Consider the following 26,338-nt stretch of genomic DNA (forward strand, 5'->3'; position numbering starts at 1 on the left):
ATGACTTCGCAACGTACGATCCGCGGCTTCGTGCCTTGGCTGATCCTGCTTCCGGTGCTGGCGGCACCGCTATTCGTCGTGCGCGAGAGCTGGCTGCTCGCGTACCTCGCGCAGACGGCGACGATGATCGTCTTCGCGCTGTCCTACAACCTGTTGCTCGGCGAGACCGGGCTGCTGTCGTTCGGTCACGCGGCCTATGCGGGATTGGCCGCCTTCGCGGCCGCCCATCTGTTCAATCGCGGTGGGGTGCCGTTGCCGCTGCTGCCGCTCGTGGGCGGTGCGGCGGGAGCCTGTGCAGGCAGTGTCTTCGGCTTCGTCGCGACCCGTCGCGCGGGCACCGCGTTCGCGATGATCACGCTCGGTATCGGCGAGCTGGCTGCCGCAGCGGCCTGGACGCTGCCCGAGGGATTCGGCGGCGCGGCGGGTATCGCGATCGATCGCGCGAGCGGCCCGTCGTGGGGCGCGCTGAGCTTTGGCCCGGCGCGCGAGGCGTACGGTGTCGTCGCGCTCTGGTGCCTGCTCGCAAGCGCTGCGATGATTGCGCTGACCCGTACGCCGTTCGCGCGACTCGCCAATGCCGTGCGCGACAACGCGATGCGCGTCGCCTCTCTGGGTACCGATCCGCGGCGCATCCGCTATGCGATGTTCGTGGCGGCATCGTTCTTCGCTGGCGTCGCAGGTGCGTTGAGTCTCATCAACGTCGAGCTGGCTTCGGCCGAAGGCGTCGGCATGGCGCGCTCGGGCGCGGTGCTGATCGCGACCGTCATTGGCGGCAGCGCGACGTTCTTCGGCCCCGTGCTCGGCGCGTTCGTGCTGACGTTCTTCAGCGTCGCGCTCGCGACGGTCACGCGAGCGTGGCCGCTTTATCTGGGGCTGGTTTTCATCGCGGTCGTCATGCGGGCGCCGGGTGGGCTAGCCGGCGCCCTCGAGCGCCACGCCGCACACTGCGCACGCGGGACGTGGCCGGCGCTGGCACGCGAGTATGCGCTGCGTGCCTTGGCTGCGCTCGCTTGGCTTGTCGCGCTCGTGATCGCAGTCGAGTCGGTCTATGCGCGCGCGCTGGCGGTAGAGGGCGGCGGCGTCTGGCGGGTCGGCGCGCTCGCGTTCGATGCAGCGGCGCCGTCGACGTGGGTCGCGGTGGTGGGCTTCGCCGCAGCCGGGGCACTGGCTGCGTTCGGCGTTTCACGCATCGTTGGCCGCGGACGTGGTCGCGACCGCGAGGACGGGCGATGAGCGCGGCGCTCGTGTTGACCGGCATCGAGCAGCGCTTCGGCAAGACGCGCGTGCTCGATGACGTGAGCTTGTCGATCGAGGCGGGCGAGCGGCATGCCTTGATCGGGCCGAACGGTGCCGGCAAGTCGACGCTGTTTCAGGTGATCGGCGGCGTGCTGCGGCCTCATGCGGGGCGCGTCGAATTGAACGGCCGTGACGTCACGGGCCATGCGCCGCACGAGCTCGGACGCCTGGGCCTGGCGCGCAGTTTTCAGACGACCAACCTGTTCCCGCGCCTGAGCGTGATCGAGAACCTGCGCTGCGCGGTGCTGTGTGGCGGCAACGGGCCGGCGCGCTGGCGACGCTGGTGGCGGCATTCGAGCGAGGTGCAAAAGCGCTCGCGCGACGTGCTCGAGGCGCTCGGGCTGGAGCACGTCGAAGACGCGCTGGCCGGCGCGCTCAGCTATGGCGAGCAGCGTGCGCTCGATCTCGGCATCGCGCTGGCGAGCGGCGCGCATACGTTGCTCGTCGACGAGCCGACGGCCGGCATGAACCGCGAGGAAGCCGCACGCGCGATCGGGCTGCTGCGTAAAGTTAGCGAGGGCAAGACGCTCGTGATGATCGAGCACGACATGGAGGCCGTCTTCGGGCTCGCCGATCGTGTATCGGTGCTCGTACAGGGACGCATCATCGCGACCGGGACGCCCCAGGCGATCCGCCAGCACGCAGCCGTGCGCGCGGCTTACCTCGGCGAGGCGCGAGCATGATGACGTCGCACCTGGCGGTGCGCGGTCTGCGCGCCTGGTATGGCGAGGCCCAGGTGCTCCATGGCGTCGATCTGGACCTGCACGCGGGCGAGATCGTGCTCTTGTGCGGTCGCAACGGGTCAGGCCGTTCGACGTGCGCGAAAGCGCTGATGGGGCTCGTCGAGCGTGCGGGTTCGGTGCAGCTGGACGGTCACGAGCTGATCGCTAGTCCGACGTTCGAGATCGCGCAGCGCGGCCTCGGCTACGTCGCCGAGCAACGCGACGTATTCGCCGAGTTGACGGTCGAGGAGAATCTGTTGCTCGGCGTGAAGCCGCGCACGGCGGCGCGCGCCGCGCGTCGAGCGGTGGAGGCGGCATTCGCTCGCTTTACGTTACTGGCTCAGCGCCGTACGACCAAGGCGGGCGTCTTGTCGGGCGGCGAGCAGCAGATGCTCGCGCTCGCGCGCGCGTTGCTCGGCGAGCCGCGTGTGCTGATCGTCGACGAGCCGACCGAGGGCCTCGCGCCACGTGCCGTCGAACAGGTCATGGCGTGCTTGACGGCACTGCGCGACGAGGGCGGTGCGGTGCTGCTGATCGAACAGCGTCTTTCGATCGCGCGCGAGATCGCTTCGCGCGTGGCCGTGATGGGGCACGGGCGCATCGTGGCGACGGCGCGCGAGGGCCTGCTCGAGCCGGGCGTCGTCGACGAGTGGCTTGCGCTGGGCCGCTGAGTCGGTCGCCCGGTGCTCGGCGATACCTGACGACGCCATTCGTCCGCAGGGGCCTCAACGCGTATCGCGCGTCAAGATCCATTCGTGCGCGGGGTCGTTCTTGAAGTGCCACGCGCGCTGCGGGCCGGCCATCACGTTCAGGTAGTACGAGTCATAGCCGTACGGTATGACGACGGGATGATAGCCGCGCGGCACCATGACGACGTCGTGATCTTCGACGGCCATCGATTCGTCGATGTCGCGCGCATCGGTGTACACGCGCTGGAACGCGAAGCCTTGTGGCGGGTTCAGCCGATGGTAGTAGGTCTCTTCGAGCGCGCTTTCGAGCGGGACGTTGTCGGCATCGTGCTTGTGCGGCGGATAGCTCGACGAATGCCCGCCGGGCGTGCGCACTTCGACGACGAGCAGCGATTCGGCCGGCTCGGTTTGCGGCAGGATATCGCAGACGTAGCGCGTGTTGAGCGCTTTGCCGCGCACCGAACGCTGCATCTGCCTGGGCTCGATCAGGCGCGCGCCATAGCGCCCCTGGGCCGGCGCGCTGGCCACGCCGAGCTCGGCATCGCGTTCGGCGCGCACGGTCGCGCGCAGGTTGGGCGGCAGATAGACGGCGTACGGCGCGGCGTCCTCGAACACACTGTCGCGTGCCCCGACGCTGGTCCAGGTCGTGCCGTCGACCTCGATCGTCACGGCGCCTGCCAGCACGACGAGGCACGATTCGCGCGCCTTCTCGTACACGTAAAGCACCTCGTCGCGCTGCAAGCGGTACGCCACGAAGCCGACATAACGCCACTCTGCGGTTTCGGGCGTCACGCGCGCGATCGTCATGCCCTCGCGCTGGGCTTTTACGAGCAGGCTCATACGACCTCCTACGATATCGGGCATGGCGCAAGCGGCGCATCGACGAGCGAGCGCAGCGTGCGATAGCCTTTTTGCGCGTACTCGAAGCTCGGCGCGACGATCGGATCTTGTTCGGCTTCGACGACGAGCCAGCCACGATAGCCGCCGTGCTTGAGCCGATCGACGATGGCCGCGAAATCGACGGCGCCGTCGCCGGGCACCGTGAACGCGCCGTTGATGACGGCTTCGAGAAACGTCCAGTTGCGATTGCGTGCGAGCTGCACGACGGCGGGTCGCACGTCCTTGCAATGCACGTGGCACACGCGCGCGAAATGCTGCTCGAGCACGGCCAGCGGATCGCCGCCCGCGAACGTGATGTGACCCGTGTCGAGCAGCAGCCCGACGGCTTCGCTCGTGCGCGCCATCAGGTTGTCGACGTCGGCGGGCGTTTCGACATAGGCCCCCATGTGATGGTGATAGGCCACACGCACGCCGCACGACAACGTATAGCGCGCGAAGCGGTCGATGCGCTCGCCATACGCGTCCCACTGCGCGGCCGTGAAGAAGCGCGGCCGCTGATAGAGCGGTAGGGGCTCACCCTGGATGGCATCGGCGACTTCGCCGTAGACCATCACCGTGGCACCGGCTTTCGCGAGCAGCTCCAGATGTGGGCCGACCGCATCGATCTCCTCTTCGGCGCTACGCTGGGCGAGCCGCCCGGAGTACCAGCCCGACACGAGGGCAAGATCGTATTGCGCGAGCAGCGCCTTGAGTGCCTGCGGCTCGCGCGGAAACTTGTTGCCGAGCTCGAAGCCGGTATAGCCGATCGCGCGTCCTTCGCCGAGCGCGACGTCGAGCGGCGTCTCGCCACCGAGCGAGGGCAGGTCGTCGTTCATCCAGGACAGCGGGTTGATGCCGATGCGCACTTCAAAGTCGGTCATGCTGGATTCCTTTCGGGCATGAGTTGCGGTTTTCAACGTTCAGGGCACCCTGTCCGGGCTCGGTCAATCGCGTTCGCGGGCCGCGACATGCGCGTCATAGGCCGCGCGCGCCGTCCGTACGGCGTCACGTGTCGATACCTCCGGCACGGCCACTTCCCACCACCAGCCGCCGTCGTCGGTCGTGCGGGCCGGGTCGGTGTCGATGACGACGACATAAGTGCGATCGGCCGCACGGGCTCGCTCGAGCGCCTCGGCGAGTTCGGCCAGATTCGCGACATGCTCGGCCTGCGCGCCGAGCGCGCGCGCATGCGCGGCGAAGTCGATCGCCGGCGCGCCGTGCGGTCCTTGCAGGCAGTCTTCGAGCAGGTTGTTGAACGGGGCGCCGCCGCACGCTTGCTGCAAGCGGTTGATGCAGCCGTAGCCGCGATTGTCGAGCACGACGACGATGAGCTTGGCGCCGAGCATGACCGACGTCGCGATCTCGCTGTTCATCATCAGATAGCTGCCGTCTCCGACCATCACGACGACCTCGCGCTCGGGCCGCGCCAGCTTCACGCCGAGTCCGCCCGCGATTTCGTAGCCCATGCACGAGTAGCCGTACTCGACGTGATAGGCGCCCGGACGCCCCGCGCGCCACAGCTTGTGCAACTCGGCGGGCAGCGTGCCGGCCGCGCACACGACGATGTCGTCCTCGGGCGAGCGGGCGGCCGAGCGTTGCACGGCACCGATCACGTCGGCATCGTAGGGGAGCGTGTCCGCGGCTGGTGGCGCATGGGTGCGGTGCGTGACCGTGTCGCGCCAGGTGACGGCAAGCAGGCGGGCGCGTTCGGTCCAGGCCAGGTCGGCGGCCCAGTCGCCGAGCAGTGCGCTGAGCGTGTCGAGGCCGTGCCGGGCATCGGCGACGAGCGTCGTCGCGCGATGCTTGATGGCGTCGAACGCGTTGGCGTTGAGGCCGATGACGTAGGCCTGCGTGAACAGCGTGTTGGAGCCCGTCGTGAAGTCCTGCAGACGTGTGCCGACGGCGAGGACGCAATCGGCCTCGTGCGCGAGCGTGTTCGATGCGCTTGAGCCCGTCACGCCGATCGCGCCCGCGTTGAGCGGATGGTCCCACGCGAGCGCGCCTTTGCCCGCCTGCGTTTCGCCGACCGGGATGCCATGCCGCTCGGCGAACGCGCGCAGCGCGTGCGCGCCGCCTTCGCTGTAGAGCACGCCGCCGCCGGCGACGATCATCGGGCGCTTGGCCGCGCGCAAACGCGTCAGCGCGACATCGAGCTCGGCCGCATCGGGCATGGGCGCAGGGAACGGAACGACGCGCGGCGCGAAGAAGTCGCGCGGATAGTCGTAGGCCATCGCTTGTACGTCCTGGGGCAGCGCGAGCGTGACCGGGCCGCACAAGGCGCAATCGGTCAGTACACGGAGCGCGCGTGGCAGGGCGGTCAGCAACTGGGCCGGATGCACGATGCGGTCGAAGTAGCGCGAGACGGGCTTGAGTGTGTCGTTGGCCGACACGCCCGCATCGTGAAAGTCTTCGACCTGTTGCAGCACCGGGTCCGGCGCGCGCGAGACGAAGGTGTCGCCGGGCAGCAGCAGAACGGGCAGCCGGTTCACGTGCGCGAGCGCCGCTGCCGTGACGAGGTTGGTCGCGCCGGGGCCGATCGAGGTCGTCACCGCCATCATGCGGCGGCGCATGTGTGCCTTGGCATAGGCGATCGCGCTGTGCGCCATCGCCTGTTCGTTGTGCGCACGGTAAGTCGGCAGGACGTCGCGATGCTGATGCAGCGCTTCGCCGATGCCGGCCACGTTGCCGTGGCCGAAGATCGCGAACACCCCGCCGAACAGCGGCACGGTCACGCGTCGGCCCCTGTCGTGCTCGATCTCGACCTGCTGTGCGGCCAGATAGCGCACGAGTGCCTGGGCGGCCGTCAGCCGCACGGTACTCGATTGCGCGTGCGCTGCGCCCATCGCAGCGGCATGGCTGTCGCGAGTGTTCATTACGCCGCCTCCCGTCGTGCCGCAGCCGGGCTTGGCTCCGCGTGGGCTGCACGCCAAGCGCCGATCAGCGTTTCGAAGATGGCACGCACGCTAGCGATCGCTTGCGCGTCGTCGATCTCGCCGGCCAGCCAGGCGCGGCTCGGCTCGTGAAAGATCGTGCGGCCGACCGTGAAGCCCTTGCAGGTCTTCGAGGCCGCGGCCGCGCGAAAGCCTTCGCTCAATTGCTCGACGCCGGCCGACAGCCCCAGCAGCACGACGCCGCGGCAGTAGGGATCACGCTCGGTGACGAGGGCATCGACGGCCAGCCATTGCTGGGCATCCATCGGCGCGAGCTTCCACCATTCGGGCTGGATGCCGATGTTGTACAGGCGCTTGAGTGCGCGATAGACGGTATCGGGGGCATCGCTCAACGGCGTGCGTCTGGGCGGAATCACTTCTAGCAGCAGCGCGTGGCCGCTGGCCTGCACGGCGTCGTAGAGCGTGCGCAGTTGCGCTTCCTGTTCGAGCCGTTCCTCGATCGGTTCGTCGGGGTGGTAGTGCACGAGGCATTTGACGACATGCTCGCGCGGCCAGCTCGCGAGCGTGGTCCCGATCGAGCGGCCGTGATCGAACACGAGCGGCATCGAGCCCGGTAGTTCGACCGGGCGGCCGATCCACCAGCCGCGGCCGGTGGCGGCGTTCAGCGCGTCCTGGCCATAGCGATCGTCGATGAGCACGCCGATGCGTCCTTGCAGGCCCAGCTCGGCTTCGGTCTGTGCGACGGCTTCGACGAACAGGCGCTTGAGCTGCGCGATACGCGCTTCGCCGGAGCCCGTTTGCTGCGCGAGCTCGAAGAACTGATTGCGATGATCGAAGGCGAAGCCCAGCACTTCCTCGTGAGCGCGGCGCTTGACGCTGACGCGATGCAGGCGTGCGAGCTTGACGTCGAGGTCAGGGCGGCGCAGGCGAACTGGCTCGCGCGCGGCGGCGTCGCGGAAATAGGCGAGTTCGGCGAGCGTCGGCATGGCCGGGGCGCAGCCGTGACGCGACACGACGAGCGCGCCGCACACATTGGCCGTCTGCGCGCAGCGCGGCAACGGTGCATCGTGTAGCCATTCCGACAAAAAGCCTGACGCGAACGCATCGCCGGCGCCGAGCACGTTCAGCACCTCGACTTCGACGCCGAGCTCGGTGGGGGCTTCGTCGATCGAGGCCGGCACCTTGCCGTCGATGATCGTGCAGCCAAGCGGGCCGCGCTTGATGACGAGCGTCGCACTCGTGACCGCGCGCACCATCGCAAGCGCATCGATGAGCTCGTGCTTGCCGCCCGCGATGCGAAACTCCTCCTCGGTGCCGATGACGAGATCGAACAGCGGCAGGATGCGCTGCAAATGGGCTGTCACGCCTTCGTTAGCGATGAAGCGCGTCTCGCCGTCGGCCTTGCCCGTCAGGCCCCACAGCGCAGGACGATAGTCGATGTCGAGTACCGTGCGGACCTGATTGCGGCGCGCGTAATCGAGCGCCCGGCGGCTCGCGCGATTGACCGTCTCGGTCGAGAAATGCGTGCCGGTGATGAGGAGGGCCTTGCTCGAGGCGATGAAGGCTTCGTCGAAGTCGTGCTCGTCGAGCGCCATGTCGGCGCAGTTTTCGCGGTGGAAGATCAGCGGAAACGTGTCGCGGTCCTTGATGCCCAGCAGCACGAGCGCCGTGAGCCGTTCCCTGTCGATGCGCGTGTGGCTCACGTCGCAGCCTTCGTTCGCGAGCGTCTCGGTCAGGAAGCGGCCCATGTGGTCGTCGCCGACGCGCGCGAGCATGGCCGAGGCGAGGCCGAGCCGCGCGCAGCCGAACGCGATGTTGGCCGATGAGCCGCCCAGATACTTGGCGAAGCTCGTCACGTCTTCGAGCCGCGCGCCGATCTGCTCGGCGTACAGGTCGACCGCCAGACGGCCCAGGCAAATGATGTCGAGCGCTCGGCCACTGGCAAAGCGGCTCGCGCCGGCCGAGGGAGGGGGAGAGGCAGCCATGAATAGTCCTTGTGGATCGTCGTGGTTCGCGTCAGATCGTGGCGCCGTCGAGTTCGGCGATCATCTTTTGCATCTCGGCACCGCCGGCCATCATGTCGAGCACGGCTTCCTTGCTGATCGTGTCCTTCGTGAACGTGCCCATCGAGCGTCCGCGGTTCAGCAGCGTGAACGAATCGCCGATCGGGTACGCGTGGTGCACGTTGTGCGTAATGAAGATGACCGAGATGCCGCGCTCGCGCGCCTTGTGGATCAGCTTGAGCACGTTGAAGCTCTGCTTGACGCCCAGGGCGGCCGTCGGCTCGTCGAGAATCAGCACGCGGGCGCCGAAGTAAATGGCCCGCGCGATCGCGAGGCATTGCCGTTCGCCGCCCGACATCGTGCCGATCGGTTGATGCGGGTCACGCACATGGATGCCCATCTCGGCGAGCTTCTCGCGCGCCGTCGTTGCGGCCAGCTCGATGTCGATCGTATTCAGGATACCGAACAGTTTCTTCTGCGGCTCGCGCCCCATGAAGAAGTTGCGTGCGATCGAGAGCAGCGGCACGAGTGCGAGGTCCTGATAGACGGTTGCGATGCCGAGATCCAACGCATCTTTGGGCGAAGCGAAATGCACGGGCTGGCCATCGACGCGGTAGATGCCTTCACTGGGCGCATGCACGCCCGCCAGCGTCTTGATCAGTGTCGACTTGCCTGCGCCGTTGTCGCCGAGCAGGCAGTGCACTTCGCCGCGCCGCAACTTGAGCGTCACGTCCTTCAGCGCGATCACGTTGCCGAAATAGCGGCTCACGTTTTCGAGCGCGAGGATGGTGTCTTCAGCGCTTGGCGAGAGGGCGACGTCGTTCATCATCGTTTCCTCCATCGCGTCAACGCGAAGCCGCTACGCGGCTTCGGACATAGTGATTGAACAGCACGGCCAGCAACAGCATGATGCCGAGGAAGACGCGGAACCAGTCCGAGTCGATGTTCGTGTAGGTGATGCCGATCTGCACGACGCCGAAGATCAGCGCGCCGAAACAGGCGCCGATGACCGAGCCGTAGCCGCCTGTGAGCAACGTGCCGCCGATCACGGCCGCGATGATCGCTTCGAATTCCTTCTGCAGGCCGCGGTCCGCGGCGGCCGAGCCGATGTCGCACACTTGCAGCACCGCGAACAGACACGCGCAGAATGCGGTCAGCATGAACAGACGGATCTTCACGCGCTTGACGGGCACGCCGACGTTCTTGGCCGCATTGGCGTCGCCGCCCGCGGCCAGGATCCAGTTGCCGAAGCGCGTTCGGGCCAGCGTGAAGGCGCCGATGGCGGCGAGCGCGAGCCACCAGACGATCACTTTCGGCACGCCCGGCACGAGTGGCTCGCCGTTCTCGAGCAAGTGCACGAAGCCGGCATGGCCGAGCCAGCGGAACAGGCCGTGCAAGGCGACACCCTGGAACAGCGCATGCGCTAGCGGGCTGTGCGCGGCGACGTCGCCGACACCCGAGATGATCGTGCGGTTCGCGAAGATGACCGACAGCGCCAGCGTCAAGCCGCGCAGGATGAACATGAACGCGAGCGTGACGATGAACGAGGGCAGCCGCGTGCGCATGACGAGATACCCATTCAGGGCGCCGAGCAGCATGGAGCCGGCGAACGCGAACACGATCGCGAGCTCGATGGGCCAGTGAAAGTACATCGTCGGTAACGCGACCATCATGCCGGCGAACCCGATCATCGAACCGATCGATAGATCGAACTCTCCGGCGATCATGAGCAGGCACGCGCCGACGGCGATGATGCCCAGGTACGCGGCGACCTGCGACCAGTTCATGATGCCGTCGAGATTGAACATGCCGGAGTCGCCCGCGCCGATCGCGAAGACGACGAACACCATGACCGTCCCCGCGAGCGCGGCAAACTCGGGACGATTGAGCAATTGCTTCACCCACGATTCGCGACGCATGCGCTCGTCGGCTATCGCGCCAGGCGGCGGAGCAGGCGGCTCATGCTTGCGCAAGTTCAAGTGGAAGTGATCGACGACGCCCATCGAATGTCTCCTTGACGCGGTGCGGTTCGAGGCGGTTCGCGCCGCGCTCGGGGTCATGCTTGCGAATGGCGAACGAGGCCGGCGGCGTGTTGCCCGATCAGCCGCCGGCACACGATCAGCGATATTGGCCTGCGTATTTCTCGACCTTGTCGAGATTGGCCTTGGTGATGAAGCCGGGGCCCGAGCGGATGGTCTTCGGCTCGTACACGGGCTGGAGCCCGTATTCCTTGAGCCGCTGCTGGAACTTCGGATTGGCCTGCAGGATCTTTTCGATCTTCGCCGGGTCCGTGGTGTGCTCCTTCTTCACGATCGCGAGCACGGCCACCGGGATATAGCCTTGCAGATAGGGCTGCTGATCGATCGCGAACCGGATCGTGCCGTCCTCGATGCCCTTGGCGATTTCATTCGAGAAATCGAACGTCGCGAACCAGATCTTGCCGGCCATGCCCATTTGCTTGAGCGCGCTGATCGTCGGCTCGGCCGAGAGCGGCCCCAGCGTGAGCACCGCCTGGGTTTGCGGATGGTTGCGCAGATAGGCGCTCACCTTCGCTTGCACGCCGGTCGGATCCTGGCCCGAGTCGAGCACCGAGCGCTTGAGATCGGCACCGATCGCCTCGGCAAAGCCGCGGCAGCGTTCGAATGAGGCAGGATTCGTGGCGTAGTGGTTCACGCACAGAAACGACTTGATGCCCGCCGCTTTGGCTTTCTCGCCGGCCGCCTTGCCCGCGGCGTATTCGGGCTGCCCCACGTGCATGATGGCCTTGAGCTGCTCGCTTTGCTCCTCCGTGCCGGAGTTGATCGTCACGAGGGGGATCTTCTTTTGCGTGACTTTCTCGATCGAGTTCTTCAACACGTCGTAGTCCGCGATCGTCGTGATGACGCCGTCGTAGTTGCGCGCCGCGGCCTGTTCGACGAGGCGTGCCATTTCGGCGATGTCGCCGTTCGGCGGATTGCGGTAGTCGGTCTTGACGTTGAAGTCCTCGTCCGCCTGTTGGGTCGCGTTCTTGATCGTGTTCCACCAGGAGTCCGAATCGGGCGCGTGGCTGATCAGCACGAAATTCGCTTCTGCTGCATGCGCCGTCGGCACCGCGAACGGGCCGAAAGCGAAAGAGAGCGCGCTGCTCAGCGTGACGGCGAACGTTCTGAGGGCGGCCTTGCGGTTGCAAAGTCTCATTTGTCTCCACCTGTTCGAAGTTTTTTTCGTCGGCGAGTGGCAAGCGGATCGGCTGGCGTTGCACCACTCACGAAAAAGAGTAGGCGAACTTAAGAATGATTGCAAAGAAAATTTCACGATCAAAGAAAATGGAAAATTATTTCCATTTCACCGCGTGGCTGCCTATAATCCGCATCGTCTACCGTGCCGTCGCGAGAAGACGCGGGGAAAGCAGCGCCCGACGACACGCGCCATTTGAAGAGGACCACGAGCCATGCAGGACGACCAGAGCGACGAATTGCCGAGCGTCGACGAGCTGATGCAGCGCATCGCCGATTCGTACGACGCATTACCGCGGCAGCTGAAGAGCGTGGCCTCGTATCTCGAGCAGCACCGCTCGAGCGTGATGGTCGATCGCACCAGCGACATCGCCGAGCGCTGCGGCGTCCACCCGTCGGCCGTCGTGCGCTTTGCGCAGCGCTTCGGCTTCTCGGGGTTCTCCGATCTGCAGGAGGTGTTCAAGCAGGCCTACACGGGCCAGAGTTCGTCTGGGCAGACCTACCAGCAACGGATTCGCAAGCTCATCGACGACAAGCCCGGGCGGCTCTCCGGCGGCTCGGTCGCGCGCGAGTTCGTGGCCGCCTGCCGGCATGGGCTCGACGAGCTCGAGCAGTCGCTCGACGACGAGCAGTTCGAGGCCGCCGTGACGATGCTCGAGCATGCCGAGAACATCTACGTGATCGGCGTGCGCCGCTCATTCCCGGTCGCGAGCTACATCGTCTATGCGTTGCAGCACACGGCCAAGCGCGTGCATCTCGTGTCGGGTTTCGGCGGCATGTTCCGCGAGCAGATCCGCGGCGTCAAAAAGGGCGACGTGGTGATCGCCATCAGCTTCGAGCCTTATGGCCGCGAGACGCAGTACTGCCTGCGCGTCGCGCACCATCACCAGGCGCAGACGCTAGTCATCACCGACAGCCGCTTGTCGCCGCTCGCGCGCTACGCGAGTGCGCAATTGTTCGTGAAGGAAGGCAGCGCGTTCGCGTTTCGCGCGCTGACGAGCACGATCTGCCTGTGTCAGGCGCTGTTCGTGGCGCTCGCATACAGGCTCGAGTTGAACGTAGAGGAATCCAAGGACACCGGAGGATACGATGACTGATCACGAACGCGGCGCTCAAATCGACGTCGCGGTGTTCGGCGCAGGACGCATTGGCCGCATCCACGCGGCCAATCTCGCACGCCAGCGCGGTGTGCGGCTCAAATACGTGGTGGACGTCGATCGCGCGGCCGCTAGCGCGCTGGCCGCGCAGCACGGCGCGCAAGCGGTCGACGCCGACGCGGCGCTGGCCGATGGTGCAGTGGGCGCAACGGTCATCTGCTCGAGCACGGACACGCACGCCGACTTGATCGAACGCTCGGCTGCGCAGGGCAAGCACGTGTTCTGCGAGAAGCCCGTCGATCTCGCGATCGACCGCGCGCGTGGCTGCGCGCAGGCCGTCGAGCGGGCGGGCGTCGTCTGCATGATCGGTTTTCAGCGGCGCTTCGATCCGACGTTCGCGGCCGTCAAGGCCCGGCTCGATGCAGGCGAGATCGGCACGCCCGAGATGCTCGTCGTGACGAGCCGCGATCCTGGTGCGCCGCCCGTCGAGTACATCCGGCGCTCGGGCGGCATCTTCAAGGATATGCTGATCCACGACTTCGATATCTTCCGCTGGATTCTCGACGACGAAGCCGACACGGTGCACGCGACGGGCAGTTGCCTGACGGATCCGGCGATTCTCGATGCGGGCGATATCGACTGCACGGCCGTGACGATTCGCACGAAGCGCGGGCGCCTGTGCCAGATCAACACGACGCGCCGCGCCGCTTACGGCTACGACCAGCGCTTCGAGGTGCTCGGCAGCGGCGGCATGCTGCAAGCCGGCAACGTGCGACCGACCGAGGTGACGGCTTATTCCGCGCGCGCCGTGTCGACCGACGTGCCCGAGCCGTTTTTTCTCGAACGCTATCGCGCTGCCTATGCGAACGAGATCGCGCATTTCTTCGAGGCCATCACGGGCGGTACACCCGTGCGCACGACGATCGCCGATGGCGTGAAGGCGCTCGAGCTGGCCGAAGCCGCCTCGCTGTCGTGGCGCGAAGGCCGCACGGTGCGCGTCGGCTGCGGCGCGTAAGAGCCGGTATGACGACGACATGAAGACCTGAAGGCGGGAGAGGGGCGATGACGACGAACGCATCAAGCGCGCCCGTGAGAATGGGCGTGGCAGGGCTCGGGCGGCTCGGTAAGCGGCATGCAATGAATCTCGCGTATCGCGTGCCCGGCGCGGTGCTGGCGGCCGCCTGCAGTCCGCTCGACGAGGAGCGCGCGTGGGCGCGCGAGACGCTGCCCGCACCTCGCCTTTACGCCGATTACGAGGCCATGCTCGACGATCGTGAGCTCGACGCCGTATGGCTCGTCACGCCGTCGTCGCTGCACGCGGAGCAGATCGTCGCGGCGTTGCGCTCGGGCAAGCACGTGTTCTGCGAGAAGCCGTTGTCGCTCGATGTGGCCGAGTGCGAGCGTGTGCTGGCCTTGTCGCGCGAGTATCCGCATCTGCAGGCGACGATCGGTTTCATGCGTCGCTTCGATCCCAGCTATCGCGATGCCTACGAGCAGGCTGCGGCCGGTGCGATCGGGCGGCCGTTCATGATTCGCTCGCAGACCACCGACAAGAACGACCCCGACGGCTTTTTCGTGCGCTTTGCTCCGACCTCGGGCGGCATCTTTCTCGACTGCACCGTGCACGACATCGACGTGGCACGCTGGTTCTTCGGCAATGCGCGTGCCACGCGCGTCTACGCGACGGGGACGATCGCATTGCACGAGGGGTTGCGCGCATGCGGCGACGTCGACAACGGCGTCGCTGTCGTCGAATTCGAAGGTGGGCGGCTCGCCGTGTTCTATGCCTCGCGCACGATGGCGCACGGCTGCGATACGCAGAGCGAGGTGATCGGCACGGCCGGCGCGCTCGCGATCGGCCACAATCCGCGTGCGAACCGTGTCGAGATCTATGATGCCGGCGGCGTGCGCAACGCGTGCACGCCGACGTTCTTCGACCGCTTCGAAGAGGCGTTCCTGCGCGAGGCACAGGCGTTCGTCGAAGCGATCGCAGTGCGCCAGGCGGGCAGGGCGGATACGCAGGATGCCGGTGCCACGCTGGCCGATGCGCTCGAAGCGACGCGCATCGGCCATGCCATGCGCGAGGCGCTGGCGAGCGGGGTGCCGGTTACGTTGTAGCTCGCCAACTGCGATCGAGCCGGAGCGGCTCACCTTGCGCGTTGGCGCTCTTTCCTGGCCGGCCCGACGGCGTGCGGTTATGACGGCAGGATGATCCCAGTGTCGTACCGCCACGGCTCCAGCGGATTCAACTGGTCCGGCTTGCTGTTGGATGCCACGTCGAACGGCGGTTTGATGCCTTGGTCCTTCAGATACTGATTGACATCGGCCGCCTTGTGATCGGCATCGGTGTCTCCCCACACGTTTACGGCGTCCTTGAGCGCCGTAGCGAAATGGTCGGCCTGGTCCGGCGTCAGCGTGTTGAGCCACTTCACCGCGTCTTGTTCCGATAGCTTGCCGTACTTCATGTAATCCATCATCGACGGACCCGCCGAGTCGCCGCCGAACTTGTGCTTCGCGAGCTGCTCGGCAATGTTCTCGTGCACGCCCATCCCGATGAGGAAATCTTTGTTGCTGGCGTCGAACGCATGCGAATTCGACTCTTCGCTGCCAATCGTATAAATGCCGGCGCCCGCAAGCATCACAACGGCACCGATGCCGGTCCAGCCCACGGCGCCCATGCCCACGCCGAGGAAGGTGGCATCCGTCCCAATGATTCCAGCACCGGCAAGCGCGTCCATGCCGCTGTTCGTGAGGAAGGCGGCGTCGCCCAGCGCGCTGAGCGTCATGCCGGCGCCATGCAAATCGTGCCCCGGGCCCTGTTGCTGGAAGAAGCTGTCGTAGGCGTTGTACGTGTCGAACGGGAGGTAGATGGCATCGGAGCCGTCCTTGGCAACCGCGCCCAGCGCGCCTCCAAATAGCTTTTTGGTCAAGTCGCCCTTGTCGGAATCTTTGAGGCTCCCCAACGCATTGTCGAGCGCTTTGGCGAACAAGGTATTGTCCGACCCGGGACGAAGGGCCGACTCGGGAAGCGTTCCTTGCATCGCGTGCGACGTGCCCATTGCGCCATGCATGAGCGCATACGATCCGTTCTCGAGGAAGTTTCGGGTGAGGATGCCGCCGTTCCAGCTTTTGCTTACCCACGCCGAGTTCTCGAAGAAGAGTCCCGCGCTCAGGATTTTGTTCGCTTTCTGGACGAAGGGTTTGAGCGTGGCTTTGCCATCCTCGCCCATCGTCGCGACCTTGTTCAAGAGTTTGTCCGGCACGTTGTCGGGGTTGTCTTCGAAGAGCGCCTGAGCGGACGTATAGACGAGGTTGCGCGTCGAGCGCTGGAGCCAGAGCGTGCTGGTGGGCGGCGTATTGCCAGGCCCCGAGTCGCCCGAACCCATCGGGCCCATGATGGTCGGCACGCTGCCTAGCGCCTGAACCACGCTCGGCATCTTCACTCCCAAGCCCGGAATGTCCGTTTTGCCATCCTGATTGAAGCCCTGCACGCCATTGAGATCGGGCGAATAGGCGGCTACTGCCATTTTGAGGGAATTGACCTGGTCGGCCTCTTGGATCACCTTCAAGCCGTCGTCGTTGAGCTTCTTTGCGTCGTCGGGGTCTTTGTCGATTACCGTCTTGATGTGCTGCAACAGCTGGTCCTGCGTGCTGTCGCCGCCGAAGTTGTGGATCGCGTCTTTGAGGAATTGCTCATCCGCGTCGGTCTGCTTGTTCAGATCGCTCACGCCATGCGCGTAGCCGTCGAGCCCGGTGCGGGCAGCATCAATGGCGGTTTTTTGAAGATCCGGATGGTTCGTCGCGCCGGCTTGCGAGGCGAGGGCGAGCGACAGCCCCACGTTGCCGTGCGCAGTGGCGAGCGAGAGCGCGTCGAACAGCCTGGACGGGGCGCCGCCCACGCCGGGCGAGGCGTAGTCCGCGAAGGTGTAGGCGTTGGACGTGGGGTCGCTCTTCACATCGCTCTGCGCCAGCAATGTGTCGGCGATCTGGTCCGCTGCCTTCTTGCCGGCGCCGGGGTTCCCTTGATCGCTTTCGATGGCATGCTGGCACGCCGCCGAGAGGTGGGTGATGACGGCGTTGGACTTCGGGTCCTTCCAATCGACCTTGCCGAGTCCGTCCTTGATGAGTGATTGGACGCGCGGATCGCTCATGATCAGACGTACCTGATCGGGCGTCGTGGTCTGCGGGTCGGTCTTTTCGTCGAGCGCCTTCGCCGCGTCGCCGAGGCCGCCCTTCGTATAGGCGTCTTGCACCTCCTGAATGGGCTTGTCGACTCCAACGTACTGCTGCGCTTGCTGGATGCCGTCCTGGACGGCCTTGATGAACTTCGGGTCGCCGCCGCCGGCATAGGTCAAATAGACGGAGCCTCGCGCCGAGACATCGCCTAGTGCCGCCGTGCCCTCATCGTTTTTGGCGAAGTCGGTGAGCTGTTGCTTGGTCAGGTCCGTGACTTGCTGCCAGTTGCCTGACTTCGCGGCATCGCTGATCTTGCCGATCTGATCGGCCGTGCGGCCCTGTTTCTGGAGATCGGCGTTATAGCTGGCCTTGGCGGTGGCGAGTGCGTCGTTGAATTCGTCGGGGGCGAGTCTGGCGTCCGGATCGTGCGCTTTGATGAAGTTCAGGCGCTGTTGGGCCTGCGGATCGAGCTCCGGCTTGTGCGAGGCGATAGTTGTAGCGAGCTGGTTCGGGTCCGGCACGGACTCTTGCGAGCCGGCATAGTCGAGCTCCTGATAGAACACCCCGCTCAGTTGCTGCCTGAGGGTGGCTTGCTTGGCCGGATCGGTTTCTTTGTTGATCTGGTCGACCAGCTGATTCTCCTGTGTCGCAAGATCCTGCCGATGCTGATCGAGCACCGGCTTCCCTTGTCCATCGACCTGTTGCTCGCCCACCGGAGGAAGGCCGGGTTGGAACAGTCCGGCCGTCGGGGACGTCACGGGCGGCAGCGCTGACGGGGGGGCGTTATTCGGTGCGTCGACGGGGAGCGCGTTCGTGCCCGAGCTCCAGTTGGCGGCCGGCACGCTCGGGCCACCATTGGGGTTGGGCGTGTAAACGACGGCGTTGCCGTCGTCCTGAAGCTTCAGAAACGAGCCGGGCTTGCCGCCCGTGTTGCTCGACCAGACCGCCTGATCGCCCTTGAGGACGACGAGGTTACCGTCAGCCTGCATCGTGGCGCTCTGAGCACCTTTGCCCGCCGTGTTCGACGACCAGAGTGCCTTGTCGTTCGCTAGATCGTGCAACACGAGATTGCCGTCGGTCTGCATGATCAGCTCGTATTGCCCGTTGGGCGAGCGGATCGATTGACCCGGTTTGAGCGTCGTGCCCGAAGTCAGGAAGCCCGTGCCAGGGCTCGGCGCCTGAGCAGCCGGCGTCGTGCTCGAGGCAGGCGTCGCGTTTGTTGGTGCGGGAGCCTGCGTGCTGGCTGCCGGCGTAGTTTGAGGGGCGGGGGGGACGACGGGCGGATGGTAGACGAAGGTCGTGCCATCGGGGCGATCCACGAGTACTCCCATGAGAGCTCCAAATGTAAGGGTGGGCGAGGAAGTGACGCGGACCTCGCCGGCGGGCCTCATGCGATATGCCGATGCGGGTGTGCGTCGATACCGGAAAAGTATGAAAGGTGGATGACGGAGCGGCTACGCTCGAAACTCGTAAAAGGTTGCACTTTTATCGGCCGCCGACTACTGAAGGACTACTGAAGTACGGTAAAAGGGTGCAACCAGCTTCGCTGGCGGCTTTCGTGCGCAAGGGGTGCGCCCTGCCTGCGGTAAAATGCGCTCTCGCTTTGCGTTCGCCTCGTTTCGCGCCGCGCTTGCCGCGGGATGCGCCGGGGACGTTTCCATTCAAAGGCCGATTGCCGATGCAAATTCACAAGGAAGTCGATGCGCGCGGACTGACCTGTCCGCTGCCGATCCTGCGCGCGAAAAAAGCGCTCGCCGACATGGAGAGCGGTCAGATCCTCAAGGTGCTTGCCACCGATCCCGGTTCGCAGCGTGATTTCGCCGCGTTCGCGAAGCAGACGGGCAACGAGATCGTCGAGAGTTCGACGCAGGACAAGACGTTCGTCTTTCTGATGCGGCGCCGCTGACACGCGCGTCCCCCATACCGCTCATTGCATTAATTCGTACGACGAAATCAATCAATTCGGACGACGAAATTTCCTTGTGACTTGACGGACTTGTTTGTTCAAGAACGTCTTGTGCACGCCGTAAACCTGCTCGTACACAAGTGCTTGCTCCGTTGCTCGCATGCAAGCGCAAACGTGTGCGTGCTTTGACCTCGCGCGCCGCCGCGCGAAGTCTCTCCGGCGTTTCGCAAACAAGGAATGATGCAATGAAGAAGTGGATGGGTGCCGCCGTTGCCGCACTCGCTCTCGCAGGTGGGTCGGCTGCGCAGGCGCAGGTATCGCAAGAAATCTACGGACAGGTCGGCACCGAAGGGTTCGGTCTCGGCTACGGCCACGTGCTCGGCTCGATGTTCAATGCCCGGGCCGAGTTCAACGGATTCAGCCTTTCGCACAACTTCACGGCTGGCAATATCGACTACGATGCCAAGCTCAACCTCTACCACGGCGGCCTGTATCTCGACTTCTTTCCGGTGCCCAATCACGTGCCGTTCCGCTTGACGGCCGGCGTGCTGATCGGCGGCGACAACATCGATGCAACGGCCAACGCGCCGTCGGGCACCTACACGATCAACGGCACTGCCTACTCGTCGCTGGGTCAGCAGATCCACGCGAAGGCGACCTATCCGACGCTGCGCCCGTATGTGGGCATCGGCTTCGGCCACTCGCCGCAAGCCACGAAGGGGTGGGGGATGTTCTTCGACGCCGGCATCGCGTACGGCCGCCCGCATCTGGATTTCGACGTGCCGCCGGCGATCGTCGCCGAAGCAGGGCAGTCCAACGTCGATGCGGAAGAGCAGCAACTGCGCGACAAGGTCGACCGGCTCCGTATCTATCCGATCGTGAAGATCGGCGTGACGTACCGCTTCTAAGGTGTGCTGCGGGGTGCCCTGGTTCACCTCGCCATCAGTTCGGTCCCGCCCGCGTGCCGCTGCATGTTCTCATCGAATGCGGCAGCACCGGCGGGTTCTTTTTTGATGCCGTGAAACAGGACAACGGGGCAGCGTGCCAGCCCGTTGAAGCGCTGGCACGCCGGAAGCGGTGGGGAGCGCCTCAGCTGTCCATCACGGGCGCACGCGTGCGCAGGTAGGTCGCGAACTCCTCAGCCACTTCGGGGTGACGCAGCGCGAACTCGACCGTCGCCTTCAGGTAGCCGAGCTTGCTGCCGCAGTCGAAGCGCGTGCCGTGGTACTTGTAGGCGAGCACCTGCTCATCGGCCAGCAGCGACTGGATGGCGTCGGTGAGCTGAATTTCGCCGCCGGCACCGGGCTTGATCGAACGCAGATGCTCGAAGATGCGCGGCTTGAGCACATAGCGGCCCACGACGCCGAGGTTCGACGGCGCGACTTCGGGCGCCGGCTTCTCGACGATGCCCGACATCTTGATGATCGCGTCTTCCCACTCCTTGCCGTCGACGATGCCATACGACTTCGTGTCCTGCGGCGGGATCTCTTCGACGCCGATGACCGAGCTGTGATAGTGATCGAACACGTCGATCATCTGCTTCATGACCGGTGGCACCGCATAGAGCAGGTCGTCCGCGAGAATGACGGCGAACGGGTTGTCGCCGACGAGCTTCTCGGCGCACAGCACGGCATGGCCGAGGCCCAGCGCTTCGGGCTGGCGCACGTAAAAGCAGTCGACGTGGCTCGGCTTGATGCTGCGCACGAGTTCGAGCAGGCGCTCCTTGCCGCGCGCTTCGAGCTCCGCTTCGATTTCGTATGACTTGTCGAAGTGATCCTCGATGGCGCGCTTGCTGCGACCCGTCACGAAGATCATCTCCGTGATGCCGGCCGCCATGGCCTCTTCGACCGCGTATTGAATCAGCGGCTTGTCGACGATCGGCAGCATTTCCTTCGGGCTGGCCTTGGTAGCCGGAAGAAAGCGGGTGCCGAGGCCGGCGACCGGAAAGACTGCCTTGGTGACTTTTAGCATGACAATTACCCTGGTTATCTCGATTCCTTGACTGTTACACCTGACGATCGTGGCGTCAGGCGGGCAGACGCTCCAGCTGAGCGTTCAGCTTGGCGATGGTGTCCCGATATTGTGACAGCCTTTTTTGCTCTTGCTCCACGACGGCTGCCGGTGCTTTTGCGACAAATGCCTCATTGCCGAGCTTGGCCGCACATTTGGTGATTTCCGCGTCAAGACGAGCAATTTCCTTGCCCAGCCGTTCACGCTCGGCTGCGACGTCGATTTCGACCTTCAGGACCAGCTTATCGCCGCCGACGATCGCGATCGGTGCGCCTTGTGCTTCGGCATCGAGCGTTTGCTCGTCGGCGATCACGCGCACTTCCGACAGCCGCGCGAGCGCCTGCGCATACGGCGCGAACGTGCGCCAGGCGTCGGCATTGCCGTGCACGAGCAGCGGCACCTTCGTGGCCGGCGACAGGCTCATCTCGCCGCGCAGGTTGCGGCACGCATCGATGGCGGCTTTCAGATCGACGGCCCATTGCTCGGCCGTCTCGTCGATCTTCTTGCTTTCGGCGCGCGGGTAGGCCTGCACCATGATCGAGCTGGCGCCTTCGGCCACACCTCGCGGATAGGCGTCGGTCAGTGGCGCAACCTTCTGCCACAGCGCTTCGGTGATGAACGGGATGATCGGGTGCGCGAGGCGCAGCACGGTTTCGAGCACGCGCAGCAAGGTCCGGCGCGTGGCCCGCTGCTGCTCGGGCGTACCGTTCTGGATCTGCACCTTGGCGAGCTCGAGGTACCAGTCGCAGTACTCGTCCCAAACGAACTTGTAGATCGCGTTCGCGATGTTGTCGAAGCGGTAGTCGGCGAAGCCCTTCTCGACTTCGGCCTCGACCCGCTGCAGCAGCGAGACGATCCAGCGGTCCGCCTGCGAGAAATCGGTGTAGCCGCCGGGGCCACAATCGCCGGGTGCGCAATCGCCGGGCTTCGAGAAGCCGCAGTCATGGCCCTCGCAATTCATCAGCACGAAGCGCGTGGCGTTCCAGAGCTTGTTGCAGAAGTTGCGATAGCCTTCGCAGCGCGCAAGGTCGAAGTTGACGTTGCGTCCGAGCGTGGCCATCGAGGCCATCGTGAAGCGCAGCGCGTCCGTGCCGAAGGCGGCGATGCCATCGGGGAATTCCTTGCGCGTCTTCTTCTCGATCGTCGTGGCCTGCTTCGGATTCATGAGGCCCGTCGTGCGCTTCTTCACGAGCGACTCGAGATCGATGCCGTCGACGATGTCGATCGGATCGAGCGTGTTGCCCTTGCTCTTGGACATCTTCTGGCCTTCGTGGTCGCGCACGAGGCCGTGCACGTACACGGTGTGGAACGGCACGCGGCCCGTGAAGTGCGTCGTCATCATGATCATCCGGGCGACCCAGAAGAAGATGATGTCGAAGCCCGTGACCAGCACCGACGAAGGCAGGAAGCATTGGAGCTCCTTCGTGTCGTTCGGCCAGCCCAGCGACGAGAACGGCACCAGCGCCGACGAGAACCACGTATCGAGCACGTCCGCGTCGCGCTTGAGCGCGCCCGTGTAGCCCCGCGCCTGAGCTTGCTCGCGCGCCTCGCCTTCGCTGCGCGCGACGAACACTTCGCCGTTCTCGCCGTACCAGGCCGGAATCTGATGGCCCCACCAGAGCTGGCGCGAGATGCACCAATCCTGAATGTTCTCGAGCCACTGGTAGTAGGTGGTCGTCCAGTTCTCGGGCACGAACTTGATTTCGCCGCTGCGCACGACGTCGAGCGCGGCCCCGGCAATCGACTTGCCCGGATTGAACGTGCCCTCGGGCGCCGGCTTGCTCATCGCGACGAACCATTGGTCGGTCAGCAGCGGCTCGAGCACGACGCCCGTGCGGTCGCCGCGCGGAACCATCAGCTTGTGCGGCTGAACCGACTCGAGCACGCCGAGCGCGTCGAGATCGGCGACGACCGCCTTGCGCGCGTCGAAACGGTCGAGACCACGATATGCGGCCGGCGCGTTGTCGTTGATCTTGGCCTCGAGCGTGAGGATTTCGATCTGGGGCAGGCCGTGGCGCTGGCCCACCTGGTAATCGTTGAAGTCGTGCGCGGGTGTGACTTTCACGACGCCCGTGCCGAATTCGCGGTCGACGTAGTCGTCGGCGATGATCGGAATCTCGCGATCCGTCAGCGGCAGCTTCACCTGCTTGCCGATCAGATGGGCGTAGCGTTCGTCCTCGGGGTGCACCATCACGGCCACGTCGCCGAGCATCGTCTCGGGGCGCGTCGTGGCGACCGTCAGATGGCCGCTACCGTCGGCGAGCGGGTAGCGGATGTGCCACAGATGGCCGTTTTCCTCTTCGCTCGCGACTTCGAGATCGGAGACGGCCGTCATCAGCACCGGATCCCAGTTCACGAGCCGTTTGCCGCGATAGATGAGGCCCTGCTCGTAGAGCCGCACGAACACTTCGGCGACGACGGGCGACATCTTGTCGTCCATCGTGAAGTACTCGCGCGACCAATCGATCGAGGCGCCGAGCCGGCGCACCTGGCGCGTGATCGTGGAGCCCGATTCCTGCTTCCAGTCCCAGACGCGCTCGACGAACTTCTCGCGGCCGAGGTCGTGGCGCGAGATGCCTTGGGCATCGAGCTGGCGCTCGACGACGATCTGCGTGGCGATGCCCGCGTGATCGGTGCCGGGCAGCCACAGCGTATTCGCGCCGAGCATGCGGTGGTAGCGCGTGAGGCCGTCCATGATCGTCTGGTTGAACGCGTGGCCCATGTGCAGCGTGCCCGTGACGTTCGGCGGCGGAAGCTGGATCGAGAAATTGGGACGGCCGGGCTCGAATTGGGGCGCCGCATAGCCGCGTTTTTCCCATTCGGGGCCCCATTGGGCCTCGATCGTCTGGGGCTCGAAGCTCTTCGCCAGCGTGGTGTCGGTCATGGTTGGAAATCCGCCGAAAAATGCGTGTGAATATCGTGGTGTGCCGCCGGGTGCAACAGCACAGAAACCGATGATTATAAAGGGACGGCAGCGTCGCGCGCCGCACGGGACCGCACATGGCGACTTATAATGAGCGCCGCGCCTCGCTTGTGCGCCACCGTAGTGCGCTCCCTCGTCGCTTCTCACCGTCTTCCATGCCCGAACTGCTCGCGAACCTGAACCCTGAACAATATGCGGCCGTCACGCTGCCGAACGAACCGGCGCTGATCCTGGCCGGTGCCGGCAGCGGCAAGACGCGCGTCCTGATCACGCGCATCGCATGGCTGATCCAGCAGGGGCTCGCGTCGCCCTCGACGGTGCTCGCGGTCACGTTCACGAACAAGGCCGCGCGCGAGATGATGGCGCGCCTTTCCGCGCTGCTGCCGATCGATACGCGCGGCATGTGGATCGGCACGTTTCACGGGCTCTGCAACCGCATGCTGCGGGCTCATCACCGCGACGCAGGGCTGCCCGCGACGTTCCAGATTCTCGATACGGCCGACCAGCTCTCGGCGATCAAGCGGCTCATGAAGGGCCTGAATGTCGATGATGAAAAGTACCCGCCGAAAAATCTGCAGTACTTCATCAACAACGCGAAGGAGCAGGGCTTGCGGCCCGATCAGGTCGACGCGAGCGACAACTTCAACCTGAAGTTCGTCGAGCTCTATCGCGCCTACGAGCAGCAGTGTCAGCGCGAGGGCGTCGTCGACTTTCCCGAGCTGCTGCTGCGCTGCTACGAGCTGCTTGCGCACAATGCGCCGCTGCGCGCGCATTACCAGGCGCGCTTCAGGCATATCCTCGTCGACGAGTTCCAGGACACCAACAAGCTCCAGTACGCGTGGCTCAAGCTGCTCGCGGGGCAGTCGAACGCGATCTTCGCAGTCGGCGACGATGATCAATCGATCTATGCGTTTCGCGGCGCGAACGTCGGCAACATGCTCGACTTCGAGCGCGAGTTCAACGTGCGCCATCTGATCAAGCTCGAGCAGAACTATCGCTCGCACGGTCACATTCTCGATGCCGCCAACGAGCTCATCTCGAACAACTCGCGGCGCCTCGGCAAGAATCTGCGCACCGACGCAGGCCATGGCGAGCCCGTGCGCGTGTACGAGGCGGCCACCGATACGCAGGAAGCCGGCTGGATCGTCGAGGAGATCCGCGCGCTGATGAACCAGAGCGGTCTCGCGCGCACCGAGATCGCCGTCCTGTATCGCAGCAATGCGCAATCGCGCACGATCGAGCACACGCTCGTGAACGCGGGCATTCCGTACCGCGTCTATGGCGGCCTGCGCTTTTTCGAGCGCCAGGAAGTCAAGCACGCGCTCGCGTATCTGCGTCTGATCGACAATCCCAATGACGACACGGCGTTCGCGCGCGTCGTCAACTTCCCGACGCGCGGCATCGGTGCGCGCTCGATCGAACAGCTCGCCGATGCGGCGCGCCTGTACAACTGCTCGATGGCCGCGGCGATTCCTTACGTGACCGGCAAGGCCGGTTCGAGCCTCGGCGCGTTTGCGAATCTGATCGCGAAGATGCGCGCCGAAACGGAGCGCATGAGCCTGCCCGAGACCGTCGAATACGTCGTGCGTGCAAGCGGGCTTGCGGATTTTTACCAAGGCGAGCGCGAAGGCCAGGACCGGCTCGAGAACTTGCAGGAACTCGTCAACGCGGCCACCGCGTTCGTCAGCGAAGAAGGCTACGGCCTCGATACGCCGGCGCGCTCGATTCCGCTGGCGCCCGGCGCAACGGCCGCGCCCGAGGTCGGCGGGCAGGGTGAGGTGGTCGTGCTCGATGCGGCCAGCCTGACCGAGCCCGCTCAGAATCCCGACACGATGACGCCGCTGGCGGGCTTCCTGTCGCATGCCTCGCTCGAGGCCGGCGAGAATCAGGCGCAGGCGGGGCAGGATGCCATCCAGTTGATGACCGTGCATGCGGCCAAGGGCCTCGAATTCACGGCCGTATTCATCACGGGCCTCGAGGAAGGGCTGTTCCCGCACGAGAACAGCGCGATCGAGGCCGACGGTCTCGAAGAAGAACGCCGCCTGATGTATGTCGCGATCACGCGCGCCAAGGAGCGCCTGTACCTGTCGTTCGCGCAAAGCCGCATGCTGCACGGCCAGACGCGCTACAACGTGCGCTCGCGCTTTTTCGACGAGCTGCCGCAGGCGACGCTCAAGTGGCTCACGCCGAAGGTCGAGGCCGGCACGCGCTGGGGCGGCCGCTCGGACAACGCAGGCTGGGGGCGCGACTGGTTCTCGCGGCCCGATCGTGAAGCGCGCCACGGCGGCTATGGCAGCTACGCTGGGGACGCGGCCGTGTCGGCGCCGCTGCCGGCATTCGCGAATGAACAGCGCGCGGCCGAGACGGGTTTTCGCGTCGGCCAGCAAGTTTTCCATACGAAGTTCGGCGAAGGGGCGATCACGGCGCTCGAAGGCAGCGGCCCGGACGCGCGCGCGCAGGTGCGCTTCAAGCGGCACGGCGAGAAGTGGCTGGCGCTGTCGGTCGCGAAGCTGCAAGTCGTCGAGTGAGGC

Annotated in this window: 19 protein-coding genes; 9 read left to right on the plus strand and 10 right to left on the minus strand. The window is 65.3% G+C overall.

Going from position 1 to position 26,338, the window contains the following annotated elements:
- From D7S89_RS01250 to D7S89_RS01260, 3 genes are read left to right on the plus strand one after another with little or no spacing between them, the layout of a single operon-like run.
- The gene (locus tag D7S89_RS01250) at positions 1-1,233 is read left to right on the plus strand and encodes a branched-chain amino acid ABC transporter permease (protein ID WP_121274911.1); all 1,233 of its coding nucleotides are present in this window, start codon (positions 1-3) and stop codon (positions 1,231-1,233) included.
- A complete protein-coding gene (locus D7S89_RS01255) occupies positions 1,230-1,979 on the plus strand; it encodes an ABC transporter ATP-binding protein (protein ID WP_121274912.1) in 750 nt (249 codons plus the stop codon). The genes D7S89_RS01250 and D7S89_RS01255 overlap by 4 nt, the downstream gene beginning before the upstream one ends.
- A complete protein-coding gene (locus tag D7S89_RS01260; RefSeq protein WP_121275968.1) occupies positions 1,979-2,689 on the plus strand; it encodes an ABC transporter ATP-binding protein in 711 nt (236 codons plus the stop codon). The genes D7S89_RS01255 and D7S89_RS01260 overlap by 1 nt, the downstream gene beginning before the upstream one ends.
- Before the next feature lie 54 nt (positions 2,690-2,743).
- Here D7S89_RS01260 and iolB read toward each other — a convergent pair whose 3' ends face one another.
- The 7 genes from iolB to D7S89_RS01295 all read right to left on the minus strand — a co-directional run bounded on the left by iolB (position 2,744) and on the right by D7S89_RS01295 (position 11,657).
- A complete protein-coding gene (gene iolB, locus D7S89_RS01265) occupies positions 2,744-3,547 on the minus strand; it encodes a 5-deoxy-glucuronate isomerase (protein WP_121274913.1) in 804 nt (267 codons plus the stop codon).
- A gap of 8 nt (positions 3,548-3,555) precedes the next feature.
- A complete protein-coding gene (gene iolE, locus D7S89_RS01270) occupies positions 3,556-4,467 on the minus strand; it encodes a myo-inosose-2 dehydratase (RefSeq protein WP_121274914.1) in 912 nt (303 codons plus the stop codon).
- A gap of 63 nt (positions 4,468-4,530) precedes the next feature.
- Positions 4,531-6,459, minus strand: a complete 1,929-nt coding sequence (iolD, locus tag D7S89_RS01275) for a 3D-(3,5/4)-trihydroxycyclohexane-1,2-dione acylhydrolase (decyclizing) (protein ID WP_121275970.1) — start codon at positions 6,457-6,459, stop codon at positions 4,531-4,533.
- Positions 6,459-8,462 carry a bifunctional 5-dehydro-2-deoxygluconokinase/5-dehydro-2-deoxyphosphogluconate aldolase gene (locus D7S89_RS01280; protein ID WP_121274915.1) on the minus strand — a complete coding sequence of 668 codons (2,004 nt, stop codon included), beginning with the start codon at positions 8,460-8,462 and terminating at the stop codon, positions 6,459-6,461. Before D7S89_RS01280 ends, iolD begins: the two co-directional genes overlap by 1 nt.
- Positions 8,463-8,493: 31 nt before the next feature.
- Complete coding sequence (locus tag D7S89_RS01285; RefSeq protein WP_425470714.1) at positions 8,494-9,306, minus strand: ATP-binding cassette domain-containing protein; 813 nt, start codon at positions 9,304-9,306, stop codon at positions 8,494-8,496.
- Between the two features lie 19 nt (positions 9,307-9,325).
- Entirely contained in the window at positions 9,326-10,483 is a 1,158-nt protein-coding gene (locus tag D7S89_RS01290) for an ABC transporter permease (RefSeq protein WP_121274917.1), read from the minus strand.
- Between the two features lie 115 nt (positions 10,484-10,598).
- A complete protein-coding gene (locus D7S89_RS01295) occupies positions 10,599-11,657 on the minus strand; it encodes a sugar ABC transporter substrate-binding protein (protein ID WP_121274918.1) in 1,059 nt (352 codons plus the stop codon).
- 253 nt (positions 11,658-11,910) lie between these two features.
- On the opposite strand from D7S89_RS01295, the gene D7S89_RS01300 reads away from it, so the two are divergent.
- From D7S89_RS01300 to D7S89_RS01310, 3 genes are read left to right on the plus strand one after another with little or no spacing between them, the layout of a single operon-like run.
- Complete coding sequence (locus D7S89_RS01300; RefSeq protein ID WP_121274919.1) at positions 11,911-12,792, plus strand: MurR/RpiR family transcriptional regulator; 882 nt, start codon at positions 11,911-11,913, stop codon at positions 12,790-12,792.
- Complete coding sequence (iolG, locus tag D7S89_RS01305; RefSeq protein WP_121274920.1) at positions 12,785-13,807, plus strand: inositol 2-dehydrogenase; 1,023 nt, start codon at positions 12,785-12,787, stop codon at positions 13,805-13,807. Before D7S89_RS01300 ends, iolG begins: the two co-directional genes overlap by 8 nt.
- A gap of 47 nt (positions 13,808-13,854) precedes the next feature.
- Positions 13,855-14,910 carry a Gfo/Idh/MocA family oxidoreductase gene (locus tag D7S89_RS01310; RefSeq protein ID WP_121274921.1) on the plus strand — a complete coding sequence of 352 codons (1,056 nt, stop codon included), beginning with the start codon at positions 13,855-13,857 and terminating at the stop codon, positions 14,908-14,910.
- 77 nt (positions 14,911-14,987) lie between these two features.
- Here D7S89_RS01310 and D7S89_RS01315 read toward each other — a convergent pair whose 3' ends face one another.
- Complete coding sequence (locus D7S89_RS01315; RefSeq protein WP_183085062.1) at positions 14,988-18,299, minus strand: hypothetical protein; 3,312 nt, start codon at positions 18,297-18,299, stop codon at positions 14,988-14,990.
- 347 nt (positions 18,300-18,646) lie between these two features.
- On the opposite strand from D7S89_RS01315, the gene D7S89_RS01320 reads away from it, so the two are divergent.
- Both D7S89_RS01320 and D7S89_RS01325 read left to right on the plus strand, forming a co-directional pair.
- On the plus strand, positions 18,647-18,874 hold the full coding sequence (locus D7S89_RS01320) for a sulfurtransferase TusA family protein (RefSeq protein WP_121274923.1): 228 nt from the start codon (positions 18,647-18,649) through the stop codon (positions 18,872-18,874).
- A gap of 245 nt (positions 18,875-19,119) precedes the next feature.
- Complete coding sequence (locus D7S89_RS01325; RefSeq protein WP_245982582.1) at positions 19,120-19,782, plus strand: hypothetical protein; 663 nt, start codon at positions 19,120-19,122, stop codon at positions 19,780-19,782.
- 181 nt (positions 19,783-19,963) lie between these two features.
- On the opposite strand, the gene galU is transcribed toward D7S89_RS01325, so the two are convergent.
- Positions 19,964-20,845 (minus strand): UTP--glucose-1-phosphate uridylyltransferase GalU, encoded by an 882-nt coding sequence (galU, locus tag D7S89_RS01330; protein WP_121274924.1) that lies wholly within the window; start codon positions 20,843-20,845, stop codon positions 19,964-19,966.
- A 55-nt stretch (positions 20,846-20,900) separates the two neighbouring features.
- Entirely contained in the window at positions 20,901-23,768 is a 2,868-nt protein-coding gene (locus tag D7S89_RS01335; RefSeq protein ID WP_121274925.1) for a valine--tRNA ligase, read from the minus strand.
- A 194-nt stretch (positions 23,769-23,962) separates the two neighbouring features.
- Here D7S89_RS01335 and D7S89_RS01340 point away from each other — a divergent pair, with 194 nt between their 5' ends.
- Positions 23,963-26,335, plus strand: a complete 2,373-nt coding sequence (locus tag D7S89_RS01340; RefSeq protein WP_121274926.1) for a UvrD-helicase domain-containing protein — start codon at positions 23,963-23,965, stop codon at positions 26,333-26,335.
- Positions 26,336-26,338 lie beyond the last annotated feature (3 nt).

The organism is Trinickia fusca (assembly GCF_003628145.1).
Classification (GTDB): Bacteria; Pseudomonadota; Gammaproteobacteria; order Burkholderiales; family Burkholderiaceae; genus Trinickia; species Trinickia fusca.